Annotated in this window: 11 protein-coding genes; 4 read left to right on the top strand and 7 right to left on the bottom strand. The window is 42.6% G+C overall.

Annotated elements, in window-relative coordinates; all coding sequences use genetic code 11:
- The coding region (locus AACQ42_RS14120; protein WP_254918589.1) for a choice-of-anchor K domain-containing protein at nucleotides 1-4,019 on the top strand (4,019 nt) is incomplete at its 5' end.
- Nucleotides 4,020-4,080: 61 nt separating this feature from the next.
- Here AACQ42_RS14120 and AACQ42_RS14115 read toward each other — a convergent pair.
- Complete coding sequence (locus tag AACQ42_RS14115) at nucleotides 4,081-5,274, bottom strand: class I SAM-dependent methyltransferase (RefSeq protein ID WP_094165936.1); 1,194 nt, start codon at nucleotides 5,272-5,274, stop codon at nucleotides 4,081-4,083.
- 219 nt (nucleotides 5,275-5,493) lie between these two features.
- On the opposite strand from AACQ42_RS14115, the gene yccX reads away from it, so the two are divergent.
- Nucleotides 5,494-5,772 carry an acylphosphatase gene (gene yccX, locus AACQ42_RS14110; protein ID WP_026028007.1) on the top strand — a complete coding sequence of 93 codons (279 nt, stop codon included), beginning with the start codon at nucleotides 5,494-5,496 and terminating at the stop codon, nucleotides 5,770-5,772.
- 56 nt (nucleotides 5,773-5,828) lie between these two features.
- Here yccX and AACQ42_RS14105 read toward each other — a convergent pair whose 3' ends face one another.
- From AACQ42_RS14105 to AACQ42_RS14080, 6 genes are all read right to left on the bottom strand, one after another.
- Nucleotides 5,829-6,158, bottom strand: a complete 330-nt coding sequence (locus AACQ42_RS14105) for a TusE/DsrC/DsvC family sulfur relay protein (protein ID WP_094165935.1) — start codon at nucleotides 6,156-6,158, stop codon at nucleotides 5,829-5,831.
- A 126-nt stretch (nucleotides 6,159-6,284) separates the two neighbouring features.
- Nucleotides 6,285-6,953 carry a Bax inhibitor-1 family protein gene (locus tag AACQ42_RS14100; RefSeq protein ID WP_010318447.1) on the bottom strand — a complete coding sequence of 223 codons (669 nt, stop codon included), beginning with the start codon at nucleotides 6,951-6,953 and terminating at the stop codon, nucleotides 6,285-6,287.
- A 204-nt stretch (nucleotides 6,954-7,157) separates the two neighbouring features.
- Nucleotides 7,158-7,925 carry an amino acid ABC transporter ATP-binding protein gene (locus AACQ42_RS14095; RefSeq protein WP_013856933.1) on the bottom strand — a complete coding sequence of 256 codons (768 nt, stop codon included), beginning with the start codon at nucleotides 7,923-7,925 and terminating at the stop codon, nucleotides 7,158-7,160.
- Nucleotides 7,926-7,945: 20 nt separating this feature from the next.
- A complete protein-coding gene (locus tag AACQ42_RS14090) occupies nucleotides 7,946-9,043 on the bottom strand; it encodes an amino acid ABC transporter permease (protein ID WP_026028006.1) in 1,098 nt (365 codons plus the stop codon).
- Nucleotide 9,044: 1 nt separating this feature from the next.
- Nucleotides 9,045-10,250 (bottom strand): amino acid ABC transporter permease, encoded by a 1,206-nt coding sequence (locus AACQ42_RS14085; protein ID WP_047689498.1) that lies wholly within the window; start codon nucleotides 10,248-10,250, stop codon nucleotides 9,045-9,047.
- Nucleotides 10,251-10,319: 69 nt separating this feature from the next.
- The gene (locus AACQ42_RS14080) at nucleotides 10,320-11,348 is read right to left on the bottom strand and encodes an amino acid ABC transporter substrate-binding protein (RefSeq protein WP_026027113.1); all 1,029 of its coding nucleotides are present in this window, start codon (nucleotides 11,346-11,348) and stop codon (nucleotides 10,320-10,322) included.
- Between the two features lie 457 nt (nucleotides 11,349-11,805).
- Here AACQ42_RS14080 and AACQ42_RS14075 point away from each other — a divergent pair, with 457 nt between their 5' ends.
- Nucleotides 11,806-12,726, top strand: a complete 921-nt coding sequence (locus tag AACQ42_RS14075) for a precorrin-2 dehydrogenase/sirohydrochlorin ferrochelatase family protein (protein WP_094165934.1) — start codon at nucleotides 11,806-11,808, stop codon at nucleotides 12,724-12,726.
- Between the two features lie 143 nt (nucleotides 12,727-12,869).
- Nucleotides 12,870-13,496 carry a hypothetical protein gene (locus AACQ42_RS14070; protein WP_254918588.1) on the top strand — a complete coding sequence of 209 codons (627 nt, stop codon included), beginning with the start codon at nucleotides 12,870-12,872 and terminating at the stop codon, nucleotides 13,494-13,496.
- Nucleotides 13,497-13,600 lie beyond the last annotated feature (104 nt).

Here is a 13,600-nt window from a genome sequence, read left to right as displayed (position 1 = left end):
CCATCACAGTGACGGGCACCAACGATGCGCCAGTGGCGGCGGCGGATGTAGAGGCCGGCGCGACCGAAGGTGGCGATGTGATCAGCGGCACGGTGACGGCGACCGATGTGGATACGGCGCAGGGCGACCTGACGTACAGCCTGGTTGATGCGAATGGCGATGCGGCGAGTGCGCCAGCTGGCTTCACGTTGACAGGAAATGCTTGGACGTTCGATCCGAAAGATGCGGCTTACGACTCCCTCGCGGTAGGCGAGACGACCGACGTCGAAGTGACCGTCCAAGTTGCCGATGGCCAAGGTGGCACAGACACCCAAACGATCACCATCACAGTGACGGGCACCAACGATGCGCCAAGCATCGCAATCTCAAGCATTGCGCCTCTCTCCGAGGAAGGCTTATCTGGTGGACTTCAAGATGATATTGGATCCTCAGATACAAGCGACGCAGTTAAGGCATCTGGCAGCATCACAATTGATGATGTAGATAGCGATTCCGTAGGGATCACTCTTTCGGGACCGGAGGGCATCACGTCGGGAGGTATGGAAGTCGTTTGGGAATGGGATGCTCAAAATCACAAGCTGATAGGTTCTACATCTGGGAGTGATTCTAAATCCGTTATTGAAATCGAACTTACTGCTCCTAATGCAAGTGGCAAGGGCGAGTGGAACTATACGGTCACTTTACTCAGCCCTGTCGACCATCCAGATGGCTCCCAAGAAGATACACTGAGTTTAGATCTCGGCGTATTTGTTTCAGATGGGCAAACCACAACGGAAAGCAAATTATCTATCATCATTGAAGACGATGCACCTAGCGACCATGCGATGGATCCAGTTGCTGCCACAGCAACTGACATCCCTGATGTGTTAACTGGCCAGTTTGATTTAACGAGTTACCGTGGTAATAGGACTACGATTGACGGTGGTCAATTTACTATTACTGCAAAAGGATTCTCTTCAGCTTTATTATCCACGTTAGTTAGTGCAAATATTAATGGTGACAGCGAAGGTATCGGCGTTAGTAGTAAGGATTCTCCGTACCATAATCTTGCTAATGAAGTTGATTTTCGTAAGTTTTCAGATGGCAGTTCTGCATCCGAAGAGTTGGTTATTAAACTCGATCCTAACACGGTAGCTTATGGTGCGAAAATTGAGTTCAGCAAAATGTTTGGCGGTGAGGGCGAAAGCGGGATTGTTGAGTTTTGGCGAGATGGAAAGCTGATTGCAACTCAAAGTTTTACCTCTGATGAAAATCGTGGAGATTACGCTAAAGACTTTTCTGTGCAGCAGGGTGGCTTTGATACGATGGTTATCAAAGCTACTGATAATGGTAACTCGTTCAATCATAAAGATAATAGTGACTTTACCGTTAAAAATATCGAGTTTCTTGGTTCGGATGCGCCGCAGCCAATTGCTTATGGTTCTGGTGTCGTTGAACCGCAATGGGGGGCCGATGGCCGAGGTGCACTGCAATTAGTTGGCCTGGATGAATCTGCGACACTCAAAACGGTTACTGGCTCTGACATTACTGTTGGATTAGTAGGAGCAAATACTCTTACAGGTAAAGATGCAGAAGGGCATTTAGTCTTCAAACTCGAGTTTACACCGACAACGGGAAAATGGGAGTTTTACCAGTATCAAAATATACAATCGCCGTTAGGTGATGGAGATATTGATTTCCAAGTGAAAGTTACTGATGCAGATGGTGACAGTGCTGTGCTTGGTTTTGCGGTCAAGCCAGTGTCTCCACCGGTTATTGGTGAATTGACGCTCAATGTTTCTGAAGAAGGATTACAAGGCGGGATTGCGGATGACGCATCTATCATTGGTTCACAAGACACGACTAACCAGACCTCAGCGGAAGGGCAGCTTAATATTGCGAACACCTCTGAGCTTTCTATGGGGATCCCGGTTGGTACTTACACTTCTAATGGTGTAGCTATTACCTGGAACTTATCTTCGGATAAACAGAGACTGATTGGAACGGTTGCTGACAATAAAGTGGTCGAAATTACCGTAGATAACCAAGGCAAGGTGACTAGTCAGTTGCATGCTGTATTCGACCACACGAATAATGGTGGAGAAGATGACCTTGTGATTGATATTCCCATTGAAGCACAAAATTCAAGTGGTATTTCGAGCACAAGTACAATCACCATTGTTATCGAAGATGATGCCCCTATCGCTAATGCGGATGTTGCTTCAATCAATGTATTAGCCGATTCATTTAATTTTAACGGTGTTTCGGCTAAGTGGAGCAATATCGCAGGTGGTTCAAATATTACAATTTATGATTCGCGCGATGCTGACCCTGATTTAGACCAAGTACGCTGGGGAACGAGTGCAGGGTATGGGCAATCAGGGTATGGTTTTATTGATAACGATAGTGGACTGGCTGGAAATATAGCTCTCAATGAGCTAGTCCAACTAGGAACCTTTACTCACTATAATTACCCTATCTATGACTCGATTACGGGGGCAACACTAGATGTAACGTTTTCAGTAACCGATGCTTATGGTCGAGTAACGCCTGTGACGATTACGGTGAATTTTGCCCATAACGAAACACCAAATAATCAGTCTGATCCAAGGGATATCATTACTATTGAAAGTCAATCTGTGACTTTTGAATTTGAAGGTAAGATGTATACAGTTGAAGTCTTAGGTTTTGTTGATAAAAACGGTAATGTTATCAACTCGATAAAGACAGACGAAAATGCATCCAACCAGTTTGACTTGGTGGCAAAGATTGTTGAAGGAAGTGGTTACCATTTGCCAAGTGCTTTAGGTAATGTAATGCATAACGATTTGCACGGTGCCGATGGATCATTGACTGTCATAGGGTGTGTGAATGGAGAAACATCAAGCAGTATTAATACCGGTGTTGGCACTAAGGTTATTGGTTTGTATGGCGAGCTGATTCTGATGGCTGATGGTAGCTATACTTATCAAGTGACTGAGGATGCCTCTAAGATCCCCCTCAACGCACAGGAAGTTTTTAGTTATACTGTGAGAGATAATGATGGTGATGCTGCCAATAGTACTTTAACGATTTCGGTCAACGCTGTAGATAAAAATGGTGTACCCGTAGGTTTACCATTGACGGTTGAAGGCAATGATTTAAATGACATGATAGTTATTAGAAATGGTGAAAACTCACGGCACCCAGATAGATTCGATGTTGCTTTCGGGGGTAATCTTTTGGGTACGGTACGTGATATTCATGGCAATGAAAACCATATTTACGCGGGGAAAGGTTACAATAATGGCTCTCAAAACCAAACTGTTAGCAGCGGGTCGGGGAACGACCATATTGAGACTGGCTCTGGAAATGACGTCATTTATGCAGGAATGACGGGATCTCATGGTTACGGTAGTGATGATGATTTGGAGCTTTCAGCGTCTGATATTGCCAATCATCACGTAATGACAGGCAATCTTTCTGGCGCTGATTCAATGTTAGATAGTGATGGATTGTTATTATCAAACGATGTAGCAAGCCGTAATGCTGATGTTGTCAATGGCGGTAGTGGTAATGATCGAATATTTGGTCAATCTGGCTCTGATATCCTTTTTGGTCATACCGGTGATGATTATATTGATGGTGGTTCTCATAACGATGGTTTGAGAGGCGGTGAAGGTAACGACATCCTCATTGGCGGCCTTGGTAACGATATTTTAACGGGTGATAGTGGCGCAGACATATTCAAATGGGTTGAGATGGAAACCGCGACTGACCGCGTTACTGACTTCCATCGTTCGGAAGGGGATTCGTTAGATTTTTCCGATTTGTTTGAAGACATGACCAAAGATGAGATCACAGCATTGCTTGATGGACTGGGTGGTGTAGATCATCAAGGTGTTGCGGACGATGTATCTATTCGTGTTACAGGAAATGAACATGAATCGCACCTAACGATTGTTAAGTCGGGTCAAACATTGACCGTGGACTTTGATGGTACGTCAGCTGCGGATATCACCAGTAGCTTGATGGATAACCTAAACCATTTAAAGGACTAAAATAACGAAAACCGGAGCTTGATAAGAGCTCCGGTTTTTCTTGCTGCCTATAAAATACGGCTTACAACACCTTACAGGCGAACCCTTTTAGATAAAACCCTTCAGGGTAGGCTGAATCTGTTAAGTGGTCAGCGGCTTGCTCGAACCTTTCAACAAATTTAACGCTACGACCTGCATCGAGCGCCGCATCGGCAATGATTTTTTGGAAGAGATCGGTGCCCATAAGGCCAGAGCATGAATAGGTGAGTAAAGTGCCACCCGGTTTTAAAATTTGCATTGCCAACATATTGATGTCTTTATAACCGTTTGCACCGGAGATCAGGTTATTTTTACTCGATACGAACTTAGGTGGATCCATAATCACCACATCAAACAGCGTTCCTTGATCACGGTATTCTCGCAATAATTTGAAAACATCGGCATTTAAAAATACAGCGCGTTTTTTGGAGATATCGAATTGATTGATCTCTGTATTGTATTTGGCGGTATCTAATGCAGGTTGTGAGACGTCGGCATTAATTACACGTTTGGCACCGCCTTTAAGAGCATACAAACCGAAGCCTCCGGTATAACAAAAACAGTTAAGGACATCTTTATCCTTCACATATTTTATTGATTTCTGGCGGCTGTCACGTTGGTCTAGGTAAAAGCCTGTTTTGTGTCCACCAACAATATCGACGCTAATTTTTACGCCATTTTCTTCGATAATGACTGATTTTGGCGGCTCATCGCCATGCAGCACGCCCATGCGCTCTTCTAAACCTTCTTTTTTACGAACGGCAACATCTGAACGTTCGTAAACATGGCACTCTGGGAAAACGATTGTCAGCGCTTTAACAATATTTGTTTTATGGTATTCAGCCCCTGCGCTAAGCAGTTGGCATACTAGATAATCTTGATACTTATCGATAGTAATACCGGGCAAACCATCTGATTCTGCTGCAATCAGCCTAAAGCCAGTAAGACCATCTCGTTCAATAATCTCCTGGCGAACTAACAGTGCATCTTCGAGCCGTTTCACAAAAAAATCGACATTGATCTCCTGCTTCTCAAAGCTCCAGACGCGAGCTCGAATTTGAGAAGTAGGGGAATAGGCTGCTTTTGCTAACCACTGATTATCATGAGTATAAACGTCGACGGTCTCTCCAAGGCTAGGCTCACCTTCTACCTTGCTGATCCCTCGGGAAAAGACCCATGGATGTTTACGGCGCAAAGATTTTTCACGGCCTTTGACTAGATAGATTGCAGCTGTCATACATTACTCGATGAATATTCAAAATGGGGGCGTATTTTCATAGAAAAGGTAATGGAAAGCAAACAAAGAGCGAGCGTCATACGTAAATAAAGGAAATTGTTTGGGGAGAGTGTCTATGGGATGTACATCAAATTAACCCATTGTCATTTCTTTCATTATAGTGAACGACGCATTTTAGTAGATAAATGATTGAGTATTTAAACATAGAGAGGGATCCAAATGGCTCAACAGTGCGACAAGTTTATCGTGACAGGCAGGGTCCAAGGGGTTGGTTTTCGTTATCACACAGCTCATCAAGGACTAAAGCTAGGCTTAACAGGCTATGCTAAAAATTTACATAACGGCGAGGTTGAAGTCATCGCCATTGGGAATAGTGAAAATTTGGAGCAGTTTTATCAGTGGCTTCAACAAGGCCCCAAAACGGCGAAAGTAATGTCTGTTTTGCGTGAATCACTTCTTTCTTATACTGAAAAATATAGCGGATTCGAAATACTTTAAAAGTAGCACCGCTTTGTGCTTTGTATGGTTAAGTTGCTTGGGGGCTTAGTTTCACACTACAAGCATTTGGCAGGTTTTGGTAACCCAGCAAGTTTAGTTGCTTGTTTGGCCGGGCCTTTTTTAAAGAGTTTGAACAGATATTTACTATTGCCTTTTTCCGGACCATGCGCTTTTTCCATCGCTTTGACTAACATACGCACTGCGGGTGAAGTATTAAACTCTTCATAAAAGTGGCGCACGAACAAAATGACTTCTAGATGAGCGTCTGTTAACTCGATATCTTCCTGACTGGCCAGCGTCTGGATCATTCCTTCTTCCCATTGGGTATAGTCTAGGAGGTAACCCTGAGCATCAGTTTCGACGGTTTTACCATTGTATTCAAACATCTTTATTACTCGATTAAAAATCCGCGTTTAGGGTAGCGTAGTGAATGTGTGATCTCAACTGTTTAGAAAGCAAAAAGCCCGCAAGCTGTGGCTTGCGGGCTCGTTTGGACAAAATGTCGACGTAAATTAGTCGTCGTTCATAATGCCTAAAATAGCCAATAAGCTTGTGAACAAGTTCAGGATATTTAGATACATTGAGATGGTAGCACTAATGTAGTTTGTCTCTTCACCTCGTACGATGCGGCTTGTGTCAAATAGGATAAAACCAGAAAACACGAGCGCCGCGATGCTGCTGATCGCAAGTTGGCCAACGGTAGAACCAACAAAAATATTAATAATCGCCGCAACGATGACAATAATGAGGCCTGCCATTAAAAAACTTCTCATGAACGAAAAGTCTTTTTTAGTCGTAATGGTATAAGCGGATAAGCCCATAAAAACAAGGCCAGTAAGACCGAGTGCCTGAGCAATAATGCTAGAGCCATTCGGGATTGCCGCATAGTGATTAAGCATTGGGCCCAGAGCACCGCCCATTAATGTGGTGAACACAAATGTCCACACTATACCAGAAGAAGAATTAATGGCTTTAGGCATCACGAAGAATAGAATACCGATTGCTCCCAACTGCATAGCGAGTGCCATGAATGGTGAAATCTGCATTGCCATTGTTGCCATCGCAGCAATAGCACTGGTGATAAGAGTCATTGAAAGCAAGAAGTAAGTATTCTTCAACACTTTATTAGTTTGTAGTGTGCTCTCTAAGCTAGCTGAGCGAGTAAACATAGGGCTGTTCATAATCTTCCTCGTAAGGGTTTATGTTTGTTTGTACATTTATGGGGCTGAATGAGCTAAAAAGCAAGCCCTGTATCGTATTTGTTTTGTGTAAATTTTAATAAAAATAGTCACTTAGATGTTAAAGAATGTGTAACACCATGTGTCTATGCTCATAAACAAAGAGAGAGGTGATGTTCACCTCTCTCTTTGTTGGTCGTTAATCCATTAATGATGGAGAATTTGAGAGAGAAAATTGCGCGTTCTATCGGATTGAGGATTTTCAAAAAATTCAACAGGGTTATTTTCTTCAATGATCTCACCAGCATCCATGAAAATAACGCGATCGGCCACTTCTTTAGCAAAGCCCATCTCATGGGTAACACAAAGCATTGTCATGCCTTCTCCTGCAAGTTCAACCATAACATCTAATACTTCCCGTACCATTTCTGGGTCAAGTGCAGATGTTGGCTCATCAAATAACATAATCTGTGGGTTCATGCACAATGAGCGTGCAATCGCAACTCGTTGCTGCTGACCGCCAGAAAGTTGACCGGGATATTTGTCGGCTTGATCAGGAATCTTTACGCGTTCCAAATACTTCATCGCAACCGCTTCAGCTTCTCCTTTAGGCATCTTTTTTACCCAAATTGGAGCGAGTGTACAGTTTTCTAACACGGTTAAATGTGGAAAAAGATTGAAATGTTGGAAGCACATACCGACCTCGCGTCGCACAGCTTCGATATTTTTAAGATCTTCCGTCAGTTCGTTGCCCGCGACGACGATTTGTCCTTTTTGGTGCTCTTCCAAGCGGTTAATACAGCGAATCATGGTCGATTTCCCTGAGCCTGAAGGGCCACAAATAACGATCTTTTCGCCTTTTTTAACGGTAAGATTGATGTTCTTTAGTACATGAAATTCACCGTACCATTTATTCATATCATTAATCTGAATCATGATTTCTTCAGAAGGTGCGAGGTTGCGTTGCTGCGTCATAATACGTCCTTGATTTGTAGTTATCGTTTGTGACCAGTATGGAGTTTGTTTTCAAGCCATATCGAATATCTAGACATAGAAAAGCAGAACACCCAGAACACTAACGCGACAAATATATAACTTTCAGTAGAAAAGCCTAACCAATCCGGATCGGTATTGGCAGCTTGTCCAATACCGAGCACGTCAAACATCCCGATAATGAGTACTAAGCTGGTATCTTTAAATAGGCCAATGAAGGTATTAACGATAGATGGGATCGTGATCTTCAGTGCTTGCGGCAAAATAATCAAACCGACTTTTTTCCAGTAACTTAAACCTAACGCATCGGCGGCTTCGTATTGACCTTTAGGTATCGCTTGTAAACCACCACGAACCACTTCTGCCATATAAGCCGAACTGAACATGACCACCCCAATTAATGCTCTAACCAATTTATCCGTTTCCGAGCCTTGCGAGAGAAACAGAGGCAGCATAACGGATGCCATAAACAAAACTGTAATCAGTGGCACACCTCTCCAAACCTCGATGTAAACGGTACATAGGCTGCGAATAATGGGCATCTCGGAACGCCGGCCCAACGCCAGTACAACGCCAATCGGTAACGAGACAACAATCCCAACTAAGGCAATAATCAGCGTAACTAATAAGCCTCCCCACTTATGCGTTTCAACCACTTCTAGGCCGAAAAAGCCGCCATAGAGTAACGCCGCGATAAGAAATGGGTAGATGTTGACAAAAAACAACCAAATCCACGTTTTTTTCGGTGTATTTTCATAGGCGAGCAACGCACTAAAAATAGCAAGAGTGAAATAGAAGAGGCGAGGTCGCCAGAGCTCAGCTTCTGGATAAAATCCATACATAAACTGATCCCAGCGTACGCTAATAAACACCCAACACGCCCCCTCACGAGTACAATCACTACGTTGTGTGCCTACCCAATCGGCATTAATAATCGCCCAATCGACCGTATGCCAAACAAGCCAGAAGGCGAAATACCCTAAGATCAGTGTAACGATGGAATTGAGTGCGTTATTAAAAAGATTTTTGCGCAGCCACCCAATGAAGCCAACGGTATTGGCTGGCGGTGGCAAGTTAGGTTGAAACTGATGTACTTTCATCTTATCTCTCCACCAAAGCAACTTTACGGTTATAGATATTCATTAATGCCGATGTCGTCAAACTGAGAGTGAGGTAAACACCCATGGTCATCGCAATAATTTCAATCGCTTGACCAGTTTGATTGAGCGTTGTGCCGGCAAAAACAGAAACCAAATCAGGGTAGCCAATCGCCATCGCTAATGATGAGTTTTTGGTTAAGTTCAGATATTGGCTGGTGAGTGGCGGAATGATGATGCGCAGCGCTTGAGGAATGACCACGAGTTTTAATGTTTTTGAACGAGATAATCCTAATGACATTGCTGCTTCGGATTGACCATGGCTCACCGCATTAATGCCAGAACGGACAATTTCGGCAATAAATGCGGCCGTATAAATACTGAGTGCAATCAGCAGTGCGGCTAACTCAGGGATAATACTGATGCCACCTTGGAAGTTGAACCCTTGCAGTTGTGGATACTCTGCTGACACTGGACGGCCCATAGCAAAGTACACAATGACAGGAAGTAGGATGCACAAGATAGCCGCAATTCTACCCATAGGCGTCTGCTGACCTGTTAAACGCTGTTTGTTTCGAGCCCAAATGCCAATAATTAAGGTGGTTAGTAAGCCAGCAAGAAAGGCAATAAAGATAAATGTGCTGCCACTTTCGAAAATGGGAGCAGGGAAGAACAGACCACGTACATTGAGAAAAATAGAATCCCCTAACTGCATGCTTTGCCTAGGCGATGGTAGAGCCTGTAACACGGCAAAATACCAAAAGAAAATTTGCAGTAATAAAGGAATATTACGGAAGATTTCTATATAAACAGCAGCAAGTCGACTGACTAACCAGTTGGAAGAGAGACGAGAAATACCGATAAAGAAACCTAAAAGGGTGGCAAATACAACGCCTAAAAAAGAAACTAGCGCGGTATTGAGTAAACCTATGATAAAAGTTCGCCCATAACTAAAGGTTTCATTGTATTCGATCAAAGTAAGGCCAATCCCAAAGCCAGCTTCTTGATCTAGGAAGTCAAACCCCGTGGCAATGCCTCGAGAACTTAAGTTAGAAAGTGCATTAGTCACAATGGTGTAAAAGAAAAAAACCAGAACGAGAACAGCAATAATTTGAAAGGCGACTGAACGAAAAGTAGGATTGTAGAACAAATTTGCGCTTTTAGCCGAGGGAGCTCCTGAGCTAGCCGCAATAGTTTTAGTAGGTTTCATACAACTATAACCTCAAATCCATTTTTCCAAAAAGGCGGTTAAAACCGCCTATTTGGGATTGTGTGACTATTAACGAAGTGGTGGAGCGTACATAAAGCCGCCAGCATTCCACAACGCATTTGCACCTCGTGCGATTTGTAGTGGAGAACCTTTACCTACAGTGCGTTCAAAACTTTCACCATAGTTACCGACTTGTTTTACAATTTGGTATCCCCAATCATCGCGAATGCCCAAACCTTTACCTTTAGGGCCGTCCAGGCCAAGTATGCGTTTGATATTAGGATCGCTAGATTTAAGCATTTCATCTGCATTTTTTGAGGTAATACCGTACTCTTCTGCGTTAACCATCGCATTGAGAGTCCATTTCGCCACGTTAAACCACTTGTCATCATCTTGACGAACAACGGGCCCAAGTGGTTCTTTAGAAATGATTTCAGGTAATACAACCGCGACGTTAGGATCAGTTAAGTTCAAACGTAGCGCATACAAACCAGATTGGTCGGTTGTTAGAGCATCGCAACGGCCCGCGTCAAAACCTTTTGAGGTTTGCGCTGCTGTATCGAATACCACAGGTTTGTATTTCATGCCTGTGTTGCGGAAGTAGTCCGCCAAGTTCAACTCAGTAGTTGTACCGGATTGGACACAAACCGATGCCCCATCAAGCTCTTTTGCACTTTTCACTCCTAGGTCTTTTTTCACCATGAATCCTTGACCGTCATAATAGTTTACGCCGACAAAATTAAGGCCGAGTGCTGCGTCGCGTTGGAGCGTCCAGGTTGTATTGCGCGAAAGAACATCGATTTCACCTGATTGTAGGGCGGTAAACCGTTCTTTTGCTGTGAGTGGAACATATTTTACTTTCGATTTGTCACCAAGAACTGCTGCGGCAAGTGCCTGGCAATATTCAACATCAATGCCTTCCCATTCCCCTTTTGAGTTCGGGTTGGAAAAGCCTGGTAGACCAGTGCTCACACCACAAGTAATAAAACCTTGCGAAAGTACTTTATCTAAAGTGCTATCTGCTGCTGAAGCTGTCGTCGCCATCATGGCAGTAGAAGCTGCTACAACAGAAGCAAGAACAGTGAGTTTATTCGCCATTTGTATCCTTCCTGTATGATCCATGTTAAACCAGGTGACACCTGATACAACGTACTAAAAATGTTGTTGTGTAGCTTTCCAAGTTGTATTTGCATGCAATCGCACATTTACAAATCAACCGTTTATAAGCGTAGGTAATGATTTGTATTTTCTCAAATTAGTAATTTGAAAGATTTTTGATTAGATTCACAAACCTAAGCTGCAGCTAGAATGAACAAATGTTGCAAGATTGTAAATAGTGCAACCATGTTCAATAGTGGGGCAACAGAATAGAAGCAGTATATTTCTCTTTTAACGTAAAATTAACAATTGTGTCATTAGTGTGTTGTCAGGATTTTCAACTGTCTAATGGCGAAAATTTGGTTGATAATTATTTGGCTGCATTTAATTAGTGTCGCAGATGCCCTATTTTTGGTAGCATCAAGCGAATAGTTATCTAGATTATTCATGGAATGAAATGCAGTATTTTCCTCTGTTTTTGAATTTATTGGGCAAACCAGTGCTGGTTGTGGGTGGGGGCGAAGTCGCCTGTCGAAAAGTAGAAGCATTGATTCGAGCTGGGGCTCAAGTCACCGTCGTATCACCTAAGATTGAACGTTATCTTTTGGAACTGGTAGAGCAGAATCGTTGCCAATGGGTTCAAAATTTTTATTCATCAGAACTATTAACGAAAGAATACTGGCAGGTATGGGCCACAACGGATAATCCGTCGCTTAACCACCAAGTGTATAAAGATGCAAGAAAGACAGGTGTTTTGGTCAATGTTGTCGATGATCAACCATACTGTGATTTTATCACGCCATCGATGGTCAACCGTGGACGAATTCAGATCGCAATATCCAGTGGTGGTGCATCACCAGTGTTGGTGAGAAATATCCGAGAAACATTGGAAGCAGTTCTTCCGCAAAATCTCTCGTTGCTTGCTGATTTCGCTGCCTCCAAGAGAAATTCAATTAAACAATCACTCAATTCTGTCAGTGCTAGAAGAAAGTTTTGGGAAGCCTTTTTAAGTGATTCCAAAACAGAAAATGCAGTAAGCCGTGAAGAATTAGAGCGTTTATACCAACAAGCTCTCTTAGTGCCTATAGAAGAATCAGCACAATGTACATGGATAAGCTGTGGCGATGATGTTGAAATGCTGCCGATCAAAGCGCTACGTTACATGCAAAGGGCAGAGGTGGTTTTTTATGAACAACATTCTCCTTTTGAATTGATTGATCTTGTTCGCCGTGATGCTGAAAGGGAAAGTTTTAAGAATGCCGCGCAACTTGCAGAAAAGCTTGAGCAAGCAAAGTCTGATCGCAAAAGAATATGTATTTTGTTACCTAGAAACAGAGCAGAGTACGCTTTGCTTGTGGGGAAAGACTTAATGTTGTAAAAATAGTGCCATAGGTTATTGTTTTATCGGATTATGTTGCAGACCGAGCCTGATAAAACGAAGATGACTCAAAACTGAAGAGCTTATGTACTATGTATAAATCGATGCCACGTTCGTTCAAATCCTTCCTTATGGTTAGTATTGTGAGTTTGGTTTCTATTTTTATGTCGTTACAATGTCACTCAAAGTTGCAAGAAGCTGAGTTCTGTGCAGATGATTATTTGAGCTGTAATATTAATAAAAGCGATGCCTCATTTCTCAATTTATATTATGATTCTTTTGAGCGTCCTGAAGTTATCAAAAGCTCTTTTACGGATTGGCGACAGTGGTGGTCACCTCAGGCAAAAGCTCTCTATATATTTTCACAAAATAATTTAATACAATTTGCGGGAATTACTCCTCTAGTTACTGAGGAAGCATTGGCTATTGGTCGTCAATACAATATAGACTGGATTATTGCGGAGGCTTATTTTTATGAAGCACAGGAATTATATTCATCACAACAATTAATTCAATCTGAATCCTTACTCAATGATGTTCTAGAGATGGTTGAGCGTATTGGATATAATGGGTTGAAAGGGCGAGTTTATAATTTATTGGGTAATATTTCATTTGATCAAACCAACTTAAAGAAAGCCTTAAAATATTATCAAATTGCTTATCAATTATTTGATAGGAATAAATATGCTATACAAATGTGCATAATTCTAAACAATATATTGACCTGTCAGTTATGCAAATATGACGCTGCCGACGACCTACGATGCTGACGACGAGGTGGTCGGCTTCTAACTTAGCAAATAAACGCACCATTAAAAAAAAACACAACCACAGACAAAACAAACACAGAGCCACAACACAAACATATAAACTA

This window comes from Vibrio sp. V12_P9A6T4 (genome assembly GCF_963874835.1).
Classification (GTDB): Bacteria; Pseudomonadota; Gammaproteobacteria; order Enterobacterales; family Vibrionaceae; genus Vibrio; species Vibrio anguillarum.
Note: the sequence above shows the minus strand (reverse complement) of the source record. Positions and strands in the feature narration are given on the sequence as shown.